The organism is Micromonospora sp. WMMD967 (genome assembly GCF_029626165.1).
Taxonomy (GTDB): Bacteria; Actinomycetota; Actinomycetes; order Mycobacteriales; family Micromonosporaceae; genus Micromonospora; species Micromonospora taraxaci.
In genome coordinates this window covers 1,557,013-1,576,664 of the sequence record NZ_JARUBK010000001.1, presented here as the reverse complement: position 1 = coordinate 1,576,664, position 19,652 = coordinate 1,557,013, and the positions used below count along the sequence as shown (strand labels likewise).

The window sequence follows — 19,652 nt, the reverse complement described above, 5'->3', positions numbered from 1 at the left end:
CGCATCCGCGCCATCCGCCGATGACGACGCGGATGACGCGGAAGCCGTTCGTACCCGTCAGCAGTCGGTGGACGTGACGTAGAAGCGGGGCATCGGCAGCACCCGGAAGCGCAGCCGGGCACCGGAGCGGCGCAGCTGCCAGGTGAGGGCGACAAGCGCGGCGGCCAACGAGATCAGCCCGCCCATCCAGATGCTGGCGCCGGCGCCGAAGTGCTCCGCGACCCAGCCGATCAGCGGCGCACCGACCGGGTTGGTCCCCAGGAACACCAACACCCACAGGGCCATCACACGGCCCCGGAAGGCAGCGTCCACACCCAACTGGACCCGCTGGTTGGCGGCCTGGGCGAAGAAGACCATGAAGAATCCGGTCGGCACCAGCAGGGCCACGACCAACCAGTACGTCGAGGCGAGACCGACCAGGGTGCCGAAGCTGGCGCAGGCGATCGCCGCACCGAGGACCAGCCAGACCGACGGCCGGCTGCGCCGACCGGTGCCGCTGAGGGCACCGCCGAGCGCGCCAACCGCCAGCGCCGTGCTGAACAGGCCGAAGGAGGCGGCACCGGTGTGGAAGACCGTCTTCGCCAGCGCGGCCAGGGTGAGCTGGAAGTTGAACAACGACATGCCGATCACCGACATGACAGCCATCGGCAGCAGCAGGTCGGGGCGACGCCACACGTACCGCAGGCCGTCGACCACCTTCGCGGACGCCCGCTCGTCGCGGGGTATCAGGGCCTCGCGGTGGAGGTCGGCCGTACGCATCCGGACCACGTTGACCAGCGGCGCGATGGAGCTGAGAGCCGTGAAGAGGAACACCGGGCCGACGTCGAACGCGGCGATGGCCAGGCCGGCGACGGCAGGGCCGACGATTCGCGCCGAGTTGAACACGGCGGCGTTCAGCGACAGGGCGTTGGGCAGCAGGGGCGTGCCGACGAGCTCGGAGACGAACGCCTGACGGACCGGGGTCTCGACGGCGTTGGCGGTACCGAGCAGCGCGGCGAAGGCGAAGACGTGCCAGAGCTGCACCAGGTCGGTGAGGACCAGCACGGACATGCCGAGCGCCAGCAGGCTCCAGAAGGCGTTGGCGACGAAGAGCAGCACCCGCTTGTCGTACCGGTCGGCGAGCCGGCCGGAGAACAGGGTGAGCAGCAGCACCGGTGTGAACTGACACGCGGTCACCACGCCGAGCGCGGTCGCCGAATTGTCGGAGAGGTCGAGGACGAGCCAGTCCTGGGCGATGAACATCATCCAGACGCCGATCAGTTTGATCAGCTGCCCGGATGCGAAGAGGCGGTAGTTGCGGACCTGTAGGGACTGGAACATCGTGCTCAGCTTGGCCTGCACTCTTGGTGCGCCTCCTTAAGGACGTACGCGTCATCGACAGGTGACGGCACGGACCCGGTGGCGCGGGCGCGGCTCAGGCGCGAGCGAGCTGCTGGAGAATCTGGGCGGCCCTCTGCAGGGTCTCCCGTTCGTCCTCGTCGAGCGCGGCCAGCCGGTGGGCCAGCCATTCGTCGCGGGCCCGCTCGAACTGGTCGAGCACGGCCTGCCCCCCTTCGGTCGCCGCGAGGATGACCTGCCGGCCGTCGGTCGGGTGGGGTGTCCGCCGCACGAGGCCGCGGTCCTCCAACTTCCCGACGATCTTGGTCATCGTCGGTGGCTGCACCCGCTCGACGTCGGCCAGTTCCCTGGGCGTCAGGGCGCCCGCCAGCCGCAGGCTGGTGAGCGCGGAGACCTGGGTGACTGTGAGGTCGCCGACCGGCCGGGCCTGGCGGACCCGCCGGTTGAGTCGGGTGATCGCATCACGCAACTGGGGAGCCAGTCGCGCCGGTGGCACGCGTTCCGCCGTCACCGTCCGCTCCATCACGTTAGTTAGCTTAACTAATGAGCCTGGCTAACGACATCTCATATGACCAGGCTCACGAGGACATTGGTGCACTTCCGGGCGGGGAATCCCGTTCGACTCCCCGCCCGGACGACGTCAGAGCACCAGGGACTCGATCGGCCCGCGCAGGAAGTACAGCACGAACAACGCGGCCACCCCGTACAGCAGCGGGTGGATCTCGCGGGCTTTGCCCTTCGCCAACTTGACCACCACGAAGGTGATCAGGCCGGCGCCGATCCCGTTCGAGATCGAGTACGTGAACGGCATCAACACGATGGTGAGGAACGCCGGAATGGCGATCTCGTAGTCGGACCAGTCGATCGTCCGCACCGCAGTCATCATCAGGAAACCGACCACCACCAGGGCCGTCGAGGCCGCCTCGAAGGGCACGATCACCACCAGCGGCGCCAGGAACATCGCCAGCAGGAACAGCACGCCGGTGACCAGGTTCGCCACACCGGTCCGGGCGCCCTCAGCGACACCGGCGGCACTCTCGATGTACGACGTGTTGCTGGACGTGCTGGCCGCGCCACCGGCCGCCGCGGCGATCGAGTCGACGAGCAGGATCTCCTTGGCCCGCGGCGGGGTGCCCTTCTCGTCGAGCAGGCCACCCTCCTGGCCCACGGCCACCATCGTGCCCATGGTGTCGAAGAAGTCCGTGATCAGCAGCGTGAAGACGAACATCAACACGACCAACCAGCCGGCCCGACCCCACGAGTCGAGCACGTTGAACTTGCCGAGCAGCGACAGGTCGGGCAGGTCCACGACCGTCTTCGGCAACTCCGGCACGTTCAGCGACCAACCCTTCGGGTTGGGTTGACCGTTGACGAACGACGGGCCGATGTTGCCGATCGCCTCCACGATCACCGCCAGCACCGTCGAGGCGAGGATGCCGATCAGGATCGCGCCCCGCACCCGGCGGACCACCAGCACCAGGGTGATCAGCAGACCCACCACGAAGACCAGCATCGGCCAGCTCACCAGCTTGCCGCCGATGCCCAGACCGACCGGGACGGTGGTGTTGGCGTCGTCCGGGATCCGCCGGACGAACCCCGCGTCGACCAGGCCGATGATGGTCAGGAACAGACCGATGCCGACGCCGATCGCGGTCTTCATCTGCGTCGGCACCGCGCGGAACACAGCGGTCCGCAGACCGGTCAACACCAGGACCGCGATGATCACACCCTCGATCACCACCAGGCCCATCGCGTCGGCCCAGGTCATCTCGGGGGCGATCTCGTACGCCACCAACGCGTTGACGCCCAGACCAGCGGCCAGCGCCAACGGGAACCGGCCGACCACACCCATCAGAATGGTCATCAGGCCGGCGACCAGCGCAGTCGCGGCAGCCAGCGCGGGAATCGGGAGGGTCTTGCCGTCACCGTCGACGGCACCACCCAGGATCAGCGGGTTGAGCACCACGATGTACGCCATCGTGAAGAAGGTCGCCAGGCCACCGCGTACCTCGCGGCTCATCGTCGAGCCACGGGCGGAGATCTCGAAGAACCGGTCGAAGCCGTTACGCGGTTGAGCGGGGTTGGGAGGTGTGCCGTTCTCGGGCGGCGCTACTGCCATCAGGTCCTCGCAGGTGATCTTCCGGTTGTCGCGCGCATCGTCCCAGATCAGCGACGGGCAGGGGAAGTCAGTCGCGTACGCTTGCCGAATGCCGAACGAGCAGCCACCGCGGCCCGCACCGCTGGACCCGCCGATGGTGCCGTTCGCCCTCGCCGGGTTGATCGCGTGGGCGGTCGCCGGGCTGGTCCTTCTGATCTTCTTCCGGGGCTGGCTGACCGACAACGGTCACCAGAACTGGCTCTGGACCTGCCTCGCCGGTTTCCTGTGGGGCTTCCCGGGGCTAGCCGTGATGATGCGGCACGACGCCAACCGACGCCGACGCCGCACGAGCTGAGCCGCCCGCCGCGAACGGTCAGGGGTGCCCGTACGGCTCCGCCGGCTCGGCGTCCTCCACGGAGCCCGGGGCACGGCTGACCGACATGGCCTCCACCGCACTGTCGTCGTACACCGTGGGTAGTTCTTCGACGGCGGTCTCGGCCGCCTCGATGAGCGTCTCCGAGTGCGCGCCGCAGCCGTGGTCGGCGCTCACCACCCGGCCGTCGTCCGGGGCGAAGAAGTTGCCGCACGCACCGAAGGCCTGCCGCATCGCACCGGCCAACGGCAGGTAGAAGCCGCAGCTGCCGCAACGGGCGGCGGCCGGCGCGGCGGTGGAGATCGGAGCGTCGGGGCCGTGGTCGCCGTCGTACCAGCGCTGCGCCGCCTCCATGCGGCCCTCGCGGGAGAACACCCGCGCCCGCCCGAGGCCCAACTCCCACGCGGTCTCCTCGACCGCCGGGTCGTCGGAGAGCAGGTAACCGGGGACCAACCGGTCGTCGTCCGGCGGAGTCGGCAGCAGATCGCCCGGACCCAGGTCGCCCGGCTTGAGGCGCTCCTGCCAGGGCAACCAACCGGGCGCGAGCAGCGCGTCGGGCCCGGGCAGCAGCACCGTCTCGCAGATTGTCACCGTCTTGCTGCGCGACACCCGGGTGACGGTGACCGCCCACCGCCAACCCCGGTAACCGGCGAGGCGGCATTCGAAGTAATGGGTGACCAGCCGTTCACCTTCGGCCACGACCTGCAGGTGGTCGCCGACATCGTCGGCGTCGACCTCGGTGATGCCAGCGCGGGCCACCTCGACGGCGGCGGCGCAGACCTGGTCGAGACGGGCGGCACGGGTGGAGGCGGGCCTGGTCACCCGACCATTGTTCCCCATGCGCCCCGCAGGGGTGACAGGGACTCCCGGGGAACCTTTCCGCGCAGTGGTGTGGGCGCGTTCGGATCAGATGGGCGAGGATGGTGCACATGCCGTCGTACTCCCGCTCCGAGCGATCCCTCCTCGGGCGTACGGTCGGCACCGGCATCCGCGCCGTTCGTCTGCTGTTCCGCGGTTCGATGGGCGGCGGCCGCTGGGTGACCCGCCGGGCCGGTCGGGCCCGGGCCCGGGGCGCCGGCGGCGAGGTCGGCATGGTGCGCCTGTTCGACCTGCACGCGCTCTCCTGCGCCGGTGACACCCTGATCGCCATCGGCCTGGCCGGGACGATCTTCTTCAACGTGCCGCTGGGCGAGGCCCGCAGCAAGGTCGCGCTCTACCTGCTGGTGACCATGGTGCCGTTCGCCATGCTCGCCCCCGTGGTGGGCCCGCTGCTCGACCACTTCCGGCACGGTCGGCGGTACGCGCTGGCCGCGACGATGCTGGGCCGCGCCTTCCTGGCCTGGTTGATCTCCGACTACATCCACGGCTTCGGGCTCTATCCGGCCGCGTTCGGGGTGCTCGCGCTGTCCCGTGCGTACGGCGTGGCCCGGTCCGCGGCCGTGCCCCGGTTGCTGCCGGAAGGGCTCGGTCTGTCCCAGGTGGGAGCCCGGGCCAGTGTCTACGGCACTGTCGCGGGCGCGCTCGTCGCTCCCATCGGGTTGGCCGCGTTCTGGTTCGGGCCGCAGTGGCCGCTGCGCGTCGCGTCGGTGATCTTCCTGGTCGGCATGGTGATCTCCCTGCGCTTGCCGCCGAAGGCCGACTCGGAACCACCGGAGCGGGTCCCCCGGCCATTGCGCGCGCTGGGCCGTCACCGTGGCGACCGACCGCTGGGCCGGGGTCGACCCGCCGGCCGCCTGGTGATCGCGACGCTGATCGGCGCCGCGACGCTCCGCGCGGTGTACGGCTTCCTGCTGCTCTTCCTCGCCTTTGCGATCAAGAAGGGCGACCTGACCACTGTGGCGTTCGGCCGGGATCTGGGCGCCGAGTGGGCGTTGGGGGCGGTCGGCGGCGCGCTCGCGGTCGGCACGTTCCTGGCCACCGCCATCGGGACCCGTCTGCGCATCCACCGGCCGGCCGCCATCCAGTCCAGCAGCATGATCATCGTGGCCGGCGTGGCGGTTCTCGCCGTCATCCAGTTCTCGCTGGTGATGGTCGCCCTGCTGTGCCTGGTCGCGGCCCTGGTCAGCGGGATATCGAAGCTGGCCGTGGACGCCTCGATCCAGGAGCGCATCCCGGAGCGGCTGCGGGCGAGTTCCTTCGCCCATTCGGAGACGGTGCTGATGCTCGCCTTCGTCGCCGGTGGAGGGCTGGGGCTGGTCCCGTTCAACGGTCGGATGGGCATCGCGGTGGCCGCCGGGGTCGGCGTCCTGGCCGCGATCCGGGGTGTGCTGGTAGCCGCCCGGCTGCGGGGCGAGAAGCTGGCCGGCCGGCCGCTCGGTGACGACGAGCTGACCGAGGACGAGCCGGCCGACGAGCCCACTGATGTCGCGCCCACCTCGCCGGCTCCGACCCAGGCCAGCTCGCCACGGTACGACGACCCGAGCCTGGCTCCTCCCGGCTACCACATCTACCGTCCGTCCTCGGCGGTCGGCGGCCCGGGTGGCGGGGCGGACGACGAGACCCGCCGCGAATCCCCCGGCTCGGTCTCGTGACCGGTCTGCTGGTGGTGACGGCGGTCCCCGCCGAGGCGGACGCGGTCCGCGCCGGCCTGACCGACCACACCGTGACCGTGACACCGGTCGGCGTTGGCCCGGCCGTCGCCGGTGCTGCCACCGCCCGGCTGCTGGCGCTGGCCGAGGCCGCCGGCCGCCCCTACCGTGCGGTGATCAGCGCGGGCGTTGCCGGCGGCTTCACCGGGCGGGCCGAGGTCGGCGACACCGTGCTCGGCACCGCCAGCATCGCCGCCGATCTGGGTGCCGAAGCACCGGACGGGTTCATCCCCGTCGACGAACTGGGAATGCCGCCGGCGATGCTGGGCGTCGGCGGCGTGGTGCCGACCGACCCGAGCCTGCTGGCGGCACTGCGGGCCGCACTCCCGGCGGCCACGACCGGGCCGGTGCTCACCGTCAGCACGGTCACCGGCACCGAGGTCAGCACCCGGGAGCTACGCCGACGGCATCCGGAGGCGGTCGCCGAGGCCATGGAGGGGTACGGAGTGGCGGTCGCCGCCGCCCAGGCCGGGGTGCCCTTCGCCGAGCTGCGCACCATCTCCAACCCGATCGGCCCGCGCGACCGAGACGCCTGGCGGCTACGCGAAGCCCTCGCCGCCCTGACCACGGCAGCGCCGGCGCTGCGCTGACTACGGCCGGGCGGGACGGACGTCGAGGGTAAGCGCCGAGGGCCGACCCGCCTGTAGCTGGAACCCGCAGGCGAGCAGAAAGTCGACGGTGCCACCGGCGGCGGTCGCGTGTGCGGTGTGGATGCCTGCCGCTGCCATCTCCCTGGCCAGCAGCCCGATCAGTTGACGACCGATGCCCAGGGTTCGTAGGCCGGGAGCAACGACGACGCCTTCCAACACCAACTCACGCCGGTCGCCCCAATCCTCGCCAAGGAGCAGATCCAAGCTCCGCTCATGAGCCCTCAACTCACCGACCGGACCCGCCCCGGGCACCTCAGCGAGGAATCGCCACGACGTGGCCGGCAGCCCCTCGGACGCACGCCGATACCGCACCTTGGCCCTTGTCTGGTGGCGCATCCGTCGCTCGTCCCGCCGCGTGCGATCCAGGTCATAGCTCAGCTCCGGGACACGCACCGGCCACAGCCGTTCCGGGAGGGTGTACGAGTGCACCCACCAGGCCCCCGGCCAGTCGCGGAGGGTCAGAACACGGCGGACGTCGAGATGCGCCGGGTACCGCCGACCTGCCTCGTCCCGCAGCTCGGCCTCTCGCTCCTCCTCGGGGACGGCCACCGTGCTCGCCGTCTCGCTCGCCGGGACGCAGCAGTGGTCACCGGGCAGCTTGAGGGCGACCTCGCCGCCGACCGCACGGACGAGCCGCTCCACCGTCCGGAAGGACGGGCTGGCGCCTTGCCCCGCCTCGATGCGGGCCACGGTGCTCTTGGGTATGCCGGACCGCTCAGCCAGCTGTCGTTGGCTCAGATCGACACGTCGACGCAGGTCCCGAAGGGCTGCCCCCACGTCGACGGCGTCCCCACCGTTAGTCACACGTCCATGCTTTTCCGCGACCCCTTCGGCCGTCAACGGCAGCGGTCGAGCTGTGGACAACCTTGTGGATAACGCCGTTGTCGCTGTGCATAGCTCGTTCGGCTCCTGTAGAGCTGCCCCGTAGATGGGGCATGCCGACGAAGGTCGGAGCAGACCACCACGCCGCTGACACCAGCCACACCACCGACCCGCCACACCGCCGACCCCGCCGCATCACCGACCCCCGCTGCCCCACAGGTGGGGCAGCTCTACAGGCAGCGACCCACTTCCTGGCAGCGGCTGGCGCGCTGGTTGTGGGCGGCCCGACCAACACCAGCGCAGCCCGAGACGGCGCATGACCCGTTTCGCCAGACCCCGTCACGGATCACAGTGGGTGGGGTGGGCACGGGCCTCGGGGCGGGGGCAGGGCTAACGTGAGGGGCGTGGCGCTCTCCCTGGCGATCTCGCCCTGCCCCAACGACACGTTCGTCTTCCACGCGCTGGTGCATGGTCGGGTTCCCGACGCACCGCCGGTGGAGGTGACCTACGCGGACGTGGACGTCACCAACACAGCGGCCGAGCGAGGCGCTTTCGACCTGGTCAAGGTGAGCTTCGCGGCGCTGCCCTGGCTGCTCGACGACTACCACCTGCTGCCCTGCGGTGGCGCACTCGGTCGTGGCTGTGGCCCGCTGGTGCTGACCAGGGGCGACCGCCCCGACCTGACCGGCGCGACGGTGGCGGTGCCGGGCGACCGGACCACCGCGTACCTGCTGTTCCGGCTCTGGTCGGCCGGGCAGCCGCCGGCCCGGATCGAGGTGGTCCCGTTCCACGAGATCATGCCGGGCGTCGCGGCCGGGCGTTACGACGCTGGGCTGGTCATCCACGAGGCCCGGTTCACCTACCACCGGCACGGCCTGAGCGCGCTCGTCGACCTCGGCGAGTGGTGGGAGGCCGACACCGGCCTGCCCATTCCACTCGGTGCGATCCTGGCCCGACGCGGCGCCGTCGACCCGGAGGCCGCAGCCGGCTGGGTCCGCGAGTCCGTCCGGCAGGCGTGGGCCGACCCGGCCGCCAGCCGGGAGTACGTGTTGGCGCACGCCCAGGAGATGGAACTCGACGTGGTGGACCGGCACATCGGTCTCTACGTCAACGAGTTCACCGCAGACCTGGGTGAGGCCGGTTTCGCCGCGGTGGCGGCACTGCTCGACCGGGCCGCCACCGCCGGCCTGGTGCCTCAGACCTCCAGCTCGCGCGCCACCGCGTGGACCAGCTGAGCGATCTTCTGCGCGGTCTTCTTGTCCGGGTACCGGCCCCGGCGCAGGTCAGGCTGGACCTTGGCCTCCAGCACCTTGATCATGTCTTCGACCAGGCCGTGCAGCTCCTCGGCCGGTCGACGGCGCAACTCCGCCATCGACGGCGGCGCGTCCAGCAGCTTGACGCCCATGGCCTGCGCGCCCCGACGGCTGTCCACCACGCTGAAGTCGACCCGTTGGCCACCCTTGAGGTCGGTGACACCCGCCGGCAACGCCCCCTTGGGCAGGAACACGTCCCCGCCCTCGTCACTCGTGACGAAGCCGTATCCCTTGGCCGTGTCGTACCACTTCACTCGACCCGTAGGCACCTGAAAACCCCTGCTTCACTTGAGCCGCTACTGCTCCAAGGCTAGCTGGATCATGCCGTCGAGTGCCGCTGGGAATTCGGTGAGCCGATCCAGCACCACCTCCGCCCCGGCCGAGCGCAGCTCATCCCGGGAGCACGGGCCGGTCGCCACAGCGATGCCGGGCACCCCGGCCGCTGCCGCCGCCACCATGTCCGCGACATGGTCACCGACGTAGTGGGTGGCACCGTGCTCGCGTAGGGCGGTCGCCTTCTGCTCGGCGAACAGGTCACCGGCCAACTCGTCGACCTCGAGACCGAGGTGGTCCAGGTGCAACCGGGCCAGCCGGCCGATCTTGGACGTGACGACCAGCACCCGCCCACCCCGCGCACGGATCGCGTCGATGGACTCCCGCGCGCCGGGCAGCAGGAGCGTCGGGGTGATCGCGTACGCCGGGTACAGCTCGCGGTACGCGAGCACGGCCGACTCGACCTGCTCCGGTGGGAACCAGTGCGCGATCTCGGTGCGCAGCGGCGGCCCGAGGCGGGACACCGCAAGCTCGGCGTCGATCGGCACGCCGGTCTTCGCGGTCAGCGCTCGGTACGCCGCGGCGATGCCGGGGCGGGAGTCGACCAGGGTCATGTCGAGATCGAATCCGACGGTCAGTGCGGGCATGCCGAAAAACGTACCCGGCCACCCCCGTCCGGCCGAACGTCCGAGGGGCGCGGAAGCCCGCTGCCGGGCTAGCGTGGAAAGACGATGACCACCTCACTCGCCGACCACCTGCGGTCGCTGCCCGACGAGTCACTGGCCGCGCTCCTCCAGCTGCGGCCCGATCTCGTCGTGCCCGTGCCAGCCGACGTCTCCGCCCTGGCCATCCGGGCCCAGTCCCGGGTCTCGGTGGCGCGTGCGCTGGACGGGCTGGACCAGTTCACCCTTCAGATCCTCGACGCCGCCCGCCTCACCCGGAACCCGGACGACGGCACCACGGCCACCGACGCCGTCCTGGCCATGGCGACCTCCGGGCCGCACCCGCCGGCTCCGACGGCCGTCCGGGCCGCCGTGGGTCGGCTGCGCGCGCTCTTTCTGCTGTACGGCCCGGAGCACGCGCTGGAGGTGGTGCCCGCCGTCGACGAAGTCGCCCCGTACCCCGCTGGGCTCGGCCGGCCGGCCGCGGAGCTGGACCCGCGCACGGCCGCGCTCTGCGCGGACCCGGCGAAACTACGCCGGACGCTGCTCGCCGCCCCGCCGTCGGCCCGGGCGATCCTGGACCGGCTGGCTGCCGGCCCGCCGGTGGGCAGTGTGCCCCCGGGCGCGTTGCAGGCGCCACCGCTCGGCGCGGAGGATCCGGTGCTCTCCGACCCGACAAACGGTGGTGCCCCGGCCGGCTCCCCGGTGCGTTGGCTCGTCGACAACCGGCTGCTGGTCCCCGTGACGACGGGCTCGTCGACGGCCAGCGGCACGGTGGAGCTGCCCCGCGAGGTCGGGTTGCTGCTGCGCCGCGACAGCGGCCCTCTCGGCCCGCTGCGCACCAGCCCGCCGCCGGTTGCCGGCGCGCCACGCGAACCGAAGGCCGTCGACTCGGCCGGTGCCGGGCAGACGATGGAGGTGGTCCGGAACACCGAAGGGCTGCTGGAGCAGCTCGCCGACGAACCCGCGCCGGTGCTGCGCTCGGGCGGCATCGGCGTACGGGACCTGCGGCGGCTGGCGCGCACCGCCGGGCTGGACGAACCGACGACAGCGCTGCTGCTGGAGGTGGCGTACGCGGCGGGGCTCCTCGGCGAGTTGGAGATGCCGGGCGCGGCCACCGGCCGGTACGGGGCCGATCAGCAGGTGCTGCCGACCGGCGGGTACGAGGTGTGGCGGGCCGCCTCACTGGCCCAACGCTGGGAGCAGTTGGCCCGGGCCTGGCTGACCATGACCCGGCAGGTGGGGCTGGTCGGCCGCCGGGACGACCGGGACCGACCGATCACCGCGCTGTCCTCCGAGGCCGAACGGGCGAGTGTCCCGGGCGTCCGGCGGGCCGTGCTCGGCGTGCTCGCCGACCTGGAGCCGGCCACCGCACCCACCCCCGACGAGGTGCAGGACCTGCTCGACTGGCGGGCGCCCCGACGCAGCCGGGGTCGGGACGCCGCGCACCGGGAGGTGCTGGCCGAGGCCGCGCAGTTGGGTGTCACAGGTCTGGGCGCGCTCACGTCGTACGGTCGGCTGCTGCTGGGTGACCTGACGTCGACCGACGAGCGGGGCGGCGAGGATCCGCTGGGCGTGCACGCGGACGTCGAGAGCGGCGACCCGTCCAGTGCGGCCCGGGCGTTGGACGCGCTGCTGCCCGCACCGGTCGACCACTTCCTGGTGCAGGCCGACCTGACAGTTGTGGTGCCCGGCCCACCCGAGCCGGCGCTCGCCGTCGAGTTGGAGGCGATGACCGAACTCGAGTCGGCCGGCGGCGCCAGCGTGCACCGGGTCACCACGTCGAGCGTGCGACGTGCGCTGGATTCCGGCTACACGGCCGACGACCTGCACGACGTGTTCCGGCGGCGGTCGCGTACCCCGGTGCCGCAGGGCCTCACCTACCTGGTGGACGACGTGGCCCGTAAACACGGCGGGCTGCGGGTCGGTCTGGCCGGGGCGTACCTGCGCAGCGACGACGAGACCCTGCTCAGCGAGGTGCTGGCGGACCGCCGGCTGGAGTCGTTGGCGCTGCGTCGGCTCGCGCCGACGGTGCTGTGCACGCAGTACCAGGTGGGTCGGTTGCTGGGTGCGCTGCGCGACGCCGGGTACGCCCCGGTGCAGGAGGACGGCACCGGCGGCACGGTGCTGGCCCGGCCGCGGATCCGCCGGGCCCCGGCGCGGGTGTCGGTGACCACCCGGACGCTCGACCCGTTGGTCACCCCGAAGCTGCCCATGCCACGGCTGCTCGGTGTGGTGGAGCACATCCGCAGGGGTGAGGCGGCGGCGCGGGCGGCCCGGCGGGCCCCGGCGGTGGTGCGTGGCGGTGCGGCGGGGCTGGGCGGCGGGCCGGTGCCCGCGCACACGCACAGCGAGGCCCTGGCGGTGCTCCAGCAGGCGGTGCGGGACAAGGCGCTGGTCTGGGTCGGTTACGTCGATGCTCACGGGGCGACCGCGTCCCGCCTGGTAAAGCCGGTCTCGATCGGCGCCGGCTACCTGCGCGCCGAGGACGAACGGACCGAGATGCTGCACACGTTCGCGCTGCACCGGATCACCGCGGCGGTGCTGGCGGACTGACCGGCTCGGTACGACCGGCCGGCGGCGCCACCGCGGGCGCTGCCGGTCAGCGGCGGCTGCGGCGGACGGTGCCGACCACCGAGATGATCAGAAGTAGCGCGAAGCCGGCGCCGGCGGACTCCCCGACCGAGTCGACGAAGCCCTGCCGCAGCACCAGCCATCCGAAGAGGAACCACCCGAGGAGGAGTGCCGCCGCGACGGCGTACGCGATCACCGTCGCTCGGGACACCTCGTCGGGTGGCGCCTGCTCATGTTCCGTCATCACGTCACGGTCGACCGTCATGCCCAGCCTCCCCGCCCGGTCTGGCCCTGGACTCCCAGGGTGACACTCGTTGGACCGGTCGGACAGGGGTTAAACCCCCGATTCGCGGCCGTGTCGGTCAGGTGCCGGGACGGCGGCCGATCAGCACCACCCGGGTTCCGACCTTCCCGAGTTCCCACATCTTGACCGCATCGACGTGCAGAAGGTTGACGCAGCCGTGCGAGCCGATGGACTTGTCGTGCAGGTAGGTGGTGGTCTCGTGGAAGCCCATCCCCTGGGTGAAGTGCTGCCAGTATGGCAGCCACACCTCGTACGGGTCGGACCACTCCTTGGGATTGCGGAAGTTGACGGTGAACGTGCCGGCCGGGGTGCGGTAGCCGGACATGCCGGTGCGGGTCACCGTCGGCTCCATGATCACCTTGCCGTCTCGGATCGCCCAGACGGTCTGCCGGGTCAGGTCGACGCAGAACGTGGTGCCCGTGCCGGCCTTGCACCGGCTCGGCTCGGTGGTGGCGAGGCGCTGGGCCACGTCGAGGGTGGTCGGTCCGGCGCGACCCTCGACGGGGCGAATGCCGTACCTCTTCTGGAACTTCTTGATCGCGGCGCAGTCCGCGGCGGACTGCCGGCCGTCCACGGTGACCGTCCCGAACCCGCCCAACTGGGCCAGGTAGGTCTCCACCTGGCGCTGGTGCTGGCCCTGCGGGCAGCCGGCGACTGTCGGCGTACCCGTGCTGGGGGTTGGTTTGGGTGTGACGGTGCGAGTGGGTTTCGGCTTGGGTTTGGCTGTGGCGGAGGTGGGTGCGACCGGCGTGGGTCGGTCGCGCTGGTCCGGCCCGGGCGCGCCGCTCGCCCCCGTTGCCCTTTCCGCCGCACCGGCTGGGGCGGCTCCCCCGCCACCACTCCCACCGGACTGCGGATCGAACGTGCACGCACCGGAACCGACCAGCACGACCACCAGCAGGGCGACCAGCCGGGAAGTGTCGCTGACACGCTTCATGGCACCTCCCCAGAGATTCGCCCCTTTGCTAGACGTTCGTGAGTGCCGTCACGGTTGCACCTGGTGAGCAACTTTCTTTGGAGATCCCGCCCCGTGCAACACTGGATGGTCGGCCATCTGCGGGTATGTGACCCGCCGGGGCCGAAGACCGACCGAGGAGAGGACGCTGGCGTGAGCGGTGGACCACTGATCGTGCAGTCGGACAAGACCCTGCTGCTGGAGATCGACCACCCCGACGCGCAGGCCTGCCGGATGGCGATCGCACCCTTCGCCGAGTTGGAGCGCTCGCCGGAGCACGTGCACACGTACCGGCTGACGCCGCTGGGTCTGTGGAACGCCCGCGCGGCGGGGCACGACGCCGAGGGTGTCGTCGACTCGCTGCTGAAGTACTCCCGCTACCCGGTGCCGCACGCGCTGCTGGTGGACGTGGCCGAGACGATGGACCGGTACGGTCGACTCCAGCTCGCCAACGACCCGGCGCACGGGTTGGTGCTGCGCGCGCTCGACCGGCTGGTGCTGATCGAGGTGGCCAAGAGCAAGAAGCTCGCCGGCATGCTCGGCGACAAGATCGACGACGACACCATCCGGGTGCACCCGTCCGAGCGTGGCCGGCTCAAGCAGGCGTTGCTCAAGCTGGGCTGGCCGGCGGAGGACCTGGCCGGCTACGTCGACGGTGAGGCGCACCCGATCGAGCTGGCCGAGGCCGGCAAGGACGGCCGCAAGCCGTGGACGCTGCGGTCGTACCAGCGGGAGGCCGTGGAGGCGTTCTGGGCCGGCGGGTCGGGTGTGGTGGTGCTGCCCTGCGGTGCCGGCAAGACCCTGGTCGGCGCGGCGGCGATGGCCGAGGCGAAGGCGACGACGCTGATCCTGGTCACCAACACGGTCGCCGGTCGGCAGTGGAAGCGGGAGCTGATCGCGCGCACGTCGCTGACCGAGGAGGAGATCGGCGAGTACTCCGGCGAGCGTAAGGAGATCCGCCCGGTCACCATCGCCACGTACCAGGTGCTCACCTCGCGTCGCGGTGGCGCGTTCACCCACCTGGACCTGTTCGGGGCCCGCGACTGGGGCCTGGTCGTCTACGACGAGGTGCACCTGCTGCCCGCGCCGATCTTCCGCTTCACGGCGGACCTTCAGGCCCGTCGTCGGCTGGGCCTGACGGCGACTCTGGTACGCGAGGACGGCCGCGAGGGTGACGTGTTCAGCCTGATCGGCCCGAAGCGGTACGACGCGCCGTGGAAGGACATCGAGTCGCAGGGCTGGATCGCCCCGGCCGAGTGCACCGAGGTACGCGTGACCCTGACCGACGCGGAGCGGATGTCGTACGCGACGGCCGAGGCCGAGGAGCGTTACCGGATGGCGGCCACTGCCCGCACGAAGTTGCCGGTGGTGAAGGCGCTGGTCGATCGGCACCCGGAGGACCAGGTGCTGGTGATCGGGGCGTACATCGATCAGTTGCACCAGCTCGGCGAATACCTCGACGCGCCGATCATCCAGGGTTCGACCACGAACAAGGAGCGGGAGCGGCTGTTCGACGCGTTCCGGTCCGGTTCGCTACGGACGTTGGTGATCTCCAAGGTCGGCAACTTCTCCATCGACCTGCCCGAGGCGGCGGTGGCGATCCAGGTGTCCGGGACGTTCGGGTCCCGCCAGGAGGAGGCGCAGCGGTTGGGGCGGGTGCTCCGGCCGAAGGCCGACGGCCGGCAGGCGCACTTCTACACGGTGGTGTCCCGGGACACGATCGACACCGAGTACGCGGCACACCGGCAGCGCTTCCTCGCCGAGCAGGGGTACGCGTACACCATCGTCGACGCCGACGACGTCCTCGGCCCGCCCCTGCCGACCGTCGACTGACGCTTTTCGCCTTGGGGTTGCGCCCGGATGCCTTGATCCACTCCAGATCGCCGAAAGTGCGGTATCCCAGACGCTTCGATACCGCACTTTCGGCGCAACGGAGTGAATCTTCACCGGGAGAAGCGGTCCACCAGCACCGCCAGCCGGCGGTCGTGGTCGGTGCGGCGGAGCCTGCCGCTGCGCATCAGCGTGACCAGGCCGTGCAGGCCGCTCCAGAACGTCTCGGTGAACGTCTCCAGGTCACCGTCGCCGGCGAACGGGCGCACCGTCTCGGCCAGCTCGGCGAAGCCGCGGGCCAGGTCGGTCGGGACGTCCTGGCTGGCGAACGGTAGGTCGACGGCGAGGGTGAACATCGCGTCGTAGATCGCCGGCCGTTGCTCGGCGAAGTCGGTGTACGCGGCCGCGACGTCGGCGACCGCCCGGCGGGGATCGGCGGCGGAGGTCCGGGCCGAGGCGAGCGCCGCCGCCAGTTCGGCGAAGCCCTCGACGGCTACCGCCGCCATGATGGCGTCCTTGCCCTTGAAGTGGCTGTAGAGGACGGGCTGGCTGTACTCGATCTCGGCGGCGAGTCGCCGGGTGGTCACGGCGTCCCAGCCCTCCGCCAATGCCAGGTCGCGTGCCGCGGCGATGATCGCCTGTTCCCGTTCAGCCCGCTCGCGCTCCCGGCGTGCCTGTGTCGACATGACAGCAACCCTAGCACCGCTAGCGTTGCTGTCGATGCTCTGCTAGCGTCGCTCTCGCATCTAGCAGCGCTAGGAATTGGAGCAGACCATGCTGGCACCCCTCGCCTACGGGCTCGCCGTCGTCCTCAGCCTCTTCGTCGTCTTCATCGGTGCACGGTTCCTGCTGGTGCCCCAGGCGGCGGCAGCGGGGTACGGCGTTCCGGCCCGGCCGGACGGCGATCCCGCGTACCTGACGGTCAAGGGCCTGAAAGACCTGACCTTCGGGTTGCTCGGCCTCGCGCTGATCGCCTTCACGACCGCCGACGCGGTCGCGTGGTACATGCTGATCGTCGCGCTCGTTCCGCTGGGCGACACCGTCATCGTGCTGCGCAACGGCGGAACGAAGGCCGTCGCCTTCGGCATCCACTTCGCGACGGCCGTTGTCGTCCTCCTGAACGCCGCGCTGCTGTTCGCCCTGTGACCCACTTCGACGCCGGGCTCGTTCCGTCCAGACACATCGGCAGTGGCCGCGCCCCGACGGGGGCGCGGCCACTGCCGGGACGGTCAGTACTGCGGGGTGACGAAGATGCCCGCCTGGTCGGCGACCACATGGGCGGTGCCGGAGCTGCTGTTGTAGAGGTTCAGTCCGCCCTTGGTCCCCACGATGGCGAGGTTCGACGATGTCTCGCCCGTCACGAAGTTGAGGTTCGACACCGGCGGACGCGCCTCGGCGCCCGGATGCGCGATGAGGAAACCGGAGCTGGCCGGCGCGGTGACGGTAAGGTTCGCCACCACGGCGGCGGCCGTCACGCAGCAGGCCAGGTTGTCGACGTACGGGCTGATGTTCACCGACTCCCACGGCTGAAGTGGCTTCGCGCCTCCCCGGTTGGGCAGGCCCGTGGCGTCCCGGCTGTCGGCGATCCGCAACGGCCCGTTCGGAACGTAGCTGAGCTGCCCGTCCACCCCGAAGTATCCGGCCAGGTCCGCGATCACGTGGACGCTGCCGGAGCTCTGGTTGTGGATGTTCGCCTTGAGGTCGGTCACCGGCACGATCACCAGGTTCGGGATGGTCTGGCCGGCGACGAAGTTCAGGTTCGACGCGGTTGGCACGGGCGAGCCGTACGGGAAGACCTTCAACACGCCGCTGGTCGTCGGCGCGGTGACGGTGACGTTGAGGACGACGGCCGTCGCGCCCGGCGAGACCTTCCGGTCCAGGTTGAGCGTGCGCGTGCCGTTCGGCGCGAGCGCGCCGCCGTCGGTGCGGGTGTCCAGGACCCGCGTCAACGGCTGGGTGGCGAATCCGTCGCCGGCCTCCGCGTACCAGCCCTGGAGATCGGCGACCACGTGCACAGTGCCGCCGCTGCTGTTGCGAATCCTGATCTTTCCGTTGCTCATCGGTACGGTCACCAGGTTCGGCACCGTCTCTCCCGCAACGAAGTTGACGTTCGAGGCGGTCGGCGCGTTCGTGCCGTCCGGGTAGACGGTCAAGAACCCGGCGGCCGTCGGCTGGGTCGCTGTCACGTTCAGCACCAGGGCGCTGATGTCCGCCGCCGGCACGCCGCCGATGCTGTCGACCGGCACCACCACCTCGGACTTCGGCGGCACCGGAGTGCTGGTACCCACGCCGACCGCGGACCGGGTGTCCAGGAGCCGCTTTGGCGCCACCGCCGTGTAGTGCGCCCCGAGCACCGTGCAGCTCGGGGAGCTAGCACTAGCGGACCGGAAGCCGGTCGTGCTCCACTGCACCTGCACACAGGCGCTACCCGCCCGACGGAACCGGTGGTTCTCGTTGAGCGACGGCGTGCCGCCCCGCCAGAGCGGGGAGTCACCGTACTGGTAGACGAAGGATCCGATCGGCCCGTCGGTCGTCCACTGGGTCGAGGCGCTGGCGCGGAGCGTGGTGTCCAGGGGGCCGGCGCCGATCGTCCGGTGCAGGCGCTCGACCCGGAGGGTGGTCGGCCCGAGCCGCTCAACCGCCCCCCGGTCGTGGTAGCCGTTGCCCGTGCCCGTATTCGCCCACGTCGGGTCGTCGGCGTGGGCGTTGCCCATCAGGTCGGTGGCCAGCACCCCGGGTGCGTTCGCGTCGGCGGAGTCGATGGCCGGGGAGCTCTGCTTCAGCGCGATGAAGCCGCGGTCCTCGAACCTGGGGTCGAGCAGCGGGTCGGCGACGATGTCGAACGCGCCCTGCCCGGTGGCCGCCTGGAAGTCTCCGAGCGTCCGGTACGTGGTCGCGCCCCAGCGGTAGAGGGCCCAGCCGGTGGTCGGATCGATCAGGTTGTGGTGGACGGTGGTCTGCGGAACCTCCACCGGAAGGACCATGATCGCCGTCTTCACCGTCGGCTCGCCCTCGCAGAGCCTCTGGTCCGGCAAGGGCTTGACGATGTTGTTGGCGACAGTGACACCCGGCGAGGCGACGAGCGTGATGCCCGGAGCGCACCCGGCCTGGATGGTGTTGTTGGTGACTATGGCGCCCGCGGCCCGGGTCAGATCCATCCCGCCGTTCGGAATCTGGTTGGCGATCACCATCGTGCCCGTCGAGTCGCCCTCGACGGCAAGCGCGGTCGTACCCGGGGAGTTCAGAAAGTTCCGGCTGATGGTCACATCGGTGGAACCACCGGTGACCTTGATCAGGGGCCGGCTGGTTCCGGTGACGGAAACGCCGTCGACGGTGACCCGAGACGCGCCGTCGACAACGACCGGCACCTCTGTGCGCCCGTAGACGGCGAAGCCCTCGACGACGACGTCGTGCACCTGGCGCAGGGTGAAGACCGATCCGGTGCCGGTGTCCGCGCCGTACCTGCCCACCCGGACGACGCCGTCCCGGGTGTTGACTGCCTTGAAGGTGATCGGCGCCGCTGCGGTGCCCGATCGGGTGACCGCGACACTCTCCGGGTAGAGCCCCGGCTGCACCAGCACGGTCTGACCGGGCTGCGCGACGGCCGCGGCCGCGGAGATGGTGCAGAACGGCGACTCGGCCCTGCCGTCGCCGTTGGGCACGCAGTCCGTCGCACTGACGAAAAGCTCCGAGCCGGTGGACGTTGGCGCCGCCGAGGCGGAGGAGGGCGCGGGAGCCGCGGTGGCAGCGGGAATCACCGGCCCGACCAGAGTCGCGGCACCGACCAGTGGTACGAGCGCGAGCAGGGAGCGAACGGCTCTCTTCATGAATGCCCCACGATGATCAGGGATGGTGTGCCGCGGCAGCCTACC

General features: G+C 71.0%; 18 protein-coding genes. 7 read left to right on the top strand and 11 right to left on the bottom strand.

Annotation, left to right across the window (positions count from 1 at the left end; genetic code table 11):
* Positions 1 to 57 precede the first annotated feature (57 nt).
* The 3 genes from O7631_RS07485 to O7631_RS07475 all read right to left on the bottom strand — a co-directional run bounded on the left by O7631_RS07485 (position 58) and on the right by O7631_RS07475 (position 3,457).
* Positions 58 to 1,341, bottom strand: a complete 1,284-nt coding sequence (locus O7631_RS07485; protein ID WP_278143602.1) for an MFS transporter — start codon at positions 1,339 to 1,341, stop codon at positions 58 to 60.
* 73 nt (positions 1,342 to 1,414) lie between these two features.
* Positions 1,415 to 1,864, bottom strand: a complete 450-nt coding sequence (locus tag O7631_RS07480) for a MarR family transcriptional regulator (RefSeq protein ID WP_197699303.1) — start codon at positions 1,862 to 1,864, stop codon at positions 1,415 to 1,417.
* 114 nt (positions 1,865 to 1,978) lie between these two features.
* Entirely contained in the window at positions 1,979 to 3,457 is a 1,479-nt protein-coding gene (locus O7631_RS07475) for an NCS2 family permease (RefSeq protein WP_278143601.1), read from the bottom strand.
* Between the two features lie 88 nt (positions 3,458 to 3,545).
* On the opposite strand from O7631_RS07475, the gene O7631_RS07470 reads away from it, so the two are divergent.
* Positions 3,546 to 3,791, top strand: a complete 246-nt coding sequence (locus O7631_RS07470; RefSeq protein ID WP_278143600.1) for a DUF2530 domain-containing protein — start codon at positions 3,546 to 3,548, stop codon at positions 3,789 to 3,791.
* Positions 3,792 to 3,809: 18 nt separating this feature from the next.
* On the opposite strand, the gene O7631_RS07465 is transcribed toward O7631_RS07470, so the two are convergent.
* The gene (locus tag O7631_RS07465; RefSeq protein ID WP_269681403.1) at positions 3,810 to 4,649 is read right to left on the bottom strand and encodes a DUF3027 domain-containing protein; all 840 of its coding nucleotides are present in this window, start codon (positions 4,647 to 4,649) and stop codon (positions 3,810 to 3,812) included.
* 89 nt (positions 4,650 to 4,738) lie between these two features.
* Here O7631_RS07465 and O7631_RS07460 point away from each other — a divergent pair, with 89 nt between their 5' ends.
* Both O7631_RS07460 and O7631_RS07455 read left to right on the top strand, forming a co-directional pair.
* The gene (locus O7631_RS07460; RefSeq protein WP_278143599.1) at positions 4,739 to 6,340 is read left to right on the top strand and encodes an MFS transporter; all 1,602 of its coding nucleotides are present in this window, start codon (positions 4,739 to 4,741) and stop codon (positions 6,338 to 6,340) included.
* Entirely contained in the window at positions 6,337 to 6,987 is a 651-nt protein-coding gene (locus O7631_RS07455; protein WP_278143598.1) for a futalosine hydrolase, read from the top strand. The genes O7631_RS07460 and O7631_RS07455 overlap by 4 nt, the downstream gene beginning before the upstream one ends.
* Here the strand turns inward: O7631_RS07455 and O7631_RS07450 are convergent, their stop codons facing one another.
* A complete protein-coding gene (locus O7631_RS07450; RefSeq protein ID WP_278143597.1) occupies positions 6,988 to 7,851 on the bottom strand; it encodes a GNAT family N-acetyltransferase in 864 nt (287 codons plus the stop codon).
* A 422-nt stretch (positions 7,852 to 8,273) separates the two neighbouring features.
* Between O7631_RS07450 and O7631_RS07445 the strand changes: the two genes are divergently transcribed.
* Positions 8,274 to 9,104, top strand: a complete 831-nt coding sequence (locus tag O7631_RS07445; RefSeq protein ID WP_278143596.1) for a 1,4-dihydroxy-6-naphthoate synthase — start codon at positions 8,274 to 8,276, stop codon at positions 9,102 to 9,104.
* Here O7631_RS07445 and O7631_RS07440 read toward each other — a convergent pair.
* Entirely contained in the window at positions 9,065 to 9,451 is a 387-nt protein-coding gene (locus O7631_RS07440; RefSeq protein ID WP_088986676.1) for a cold shock domain-containing protein, read from the bottom strand. The genes O7631_RS07445 and O7631_RS07440 overlap by 40 nt on opposite strands.
* 27 nt (positions 9,452 to 9,478) lie before the next feature.
* Entirely contained in the window at positions 9,479 to 10,102 is a 624-nt protein-coding gene (locus tag O7631_RS07435) for an HAD hydrolase-like protein (protein WP_278143595.1), read from the bottom strand.
* Between the two features lie 84 nt (positions 10,103 to 10,186).
* Between O7631_RS07435 and O7631_RS07430 the strand changes: the two genes are divergently transcribed.
* Complete coding sequence (locus tag O7631_RS07430; RefSeq protein ID WP_278143594.1) at positions 10,187 to 12,673, top strand: helicase-associated domain-containing protein; 2,487 nt, start codon at positions 10,187 to 10,189, stop codon at positions 12,671 to 12,673.
* A gap of 46 nt (positions 12,674 to 12,719) precedes the next feature.
* Here the strand turns inward: O7631_RS07430 and O7631_RS07425 are convergent, their stop codons facing one another.
* Both O7631_RS07425 and O7631_RS07420 read right to left on the bottom strand, forming a co-directional pair.
* Entirely contained in the window at positions 12,720 to 12,956 is a 237-nt protein-coding gene (locus O7631_RS07425; protein WP_278143593.1) for a hypothetical protein, read from the bottom strand.
* A gap of 97 nt (positions 12,957 to 13,053) precedes the next feature.
* Positions 13,054 to 13,932, bottom strand: a complete 879-nt coding sequence (locus O7631_RS07420) for a L,D-transpeptidase family protein (protein WP_278143592.1) — start codon at positions 13,930 to 13,932, stop codon at positions 13,054 to 13,056.
* A 171-nt stretch (positions 13,933 to 14,103) separates the two neighbouring features.
* Here O7631_RS07420 and O7631_RS07415 point away from each other — a divergent pair, with 171 nt between their 5' ends.
* Positions 14,104 to 15,783, top strand: a complete 1,680-nt coding sequence (locus O7631_RS07415; RefSeq protein ID WP_278143591.1) for a DNA repair helicase XPB — start codon at positions 14,104 to 14,106, stop codon at positions 15,781 to 15,783.
* Positions 15,784 to 15,893: 110 nt separating this feature from the next.
* Here the strand turns inward: O7631_RS07415 and O7631_RS07410 are convergent, their stop codons facing one another.
* On the bottom strand, positions 15,894 to 16,466 hold the full coding sequence (locus O7631_RS07410; protein WP_278143590.1) for a TetR/AcrR family transcriptional regulator: 573 nt from the start codon (positions 16,464 to 16,466) through the stop codon (positions 15,894 to 15,896).
* Between the two features lie 88 nt (positions 16,467 to 16,554).
* Here O7631_RS07410 and O7631_RS07405 point away from each other — a divergent pair, with 88 nt between their 5' ends.
* Positions 16,555 to 16,926, top strand: a complete 372-nt coding sequence (locus O7631_RS07405; RefSeq protein WP_278143589.1) for a DUF4267 domain-containing protein — start codon at positions 16,555 to 16,557, stop codon at positions 16,924 to 16,926.
* Between the two features lie 83 nt (positions 16,927 to 17,009).
* Here O7631_RS07405 and O7631_RS07400 read toward each other — a convergent pair whose 3' ends face one another.
* On the bottom strand, positions 17,010 to 19,607 hold the full coding sequence (locus O7631_RS07400) for a right-handed parallel beta-helix repeat-containing protein (RefSeq protein WP_278143588.1): 2,598 nt from the start codon (positions 19,605 to 19,607) through the stop codon (positions 17,010 to 17,012).
* Between the last annotated feature and the right edge of the window lie 45 nt (positions 19,608 to 19,652).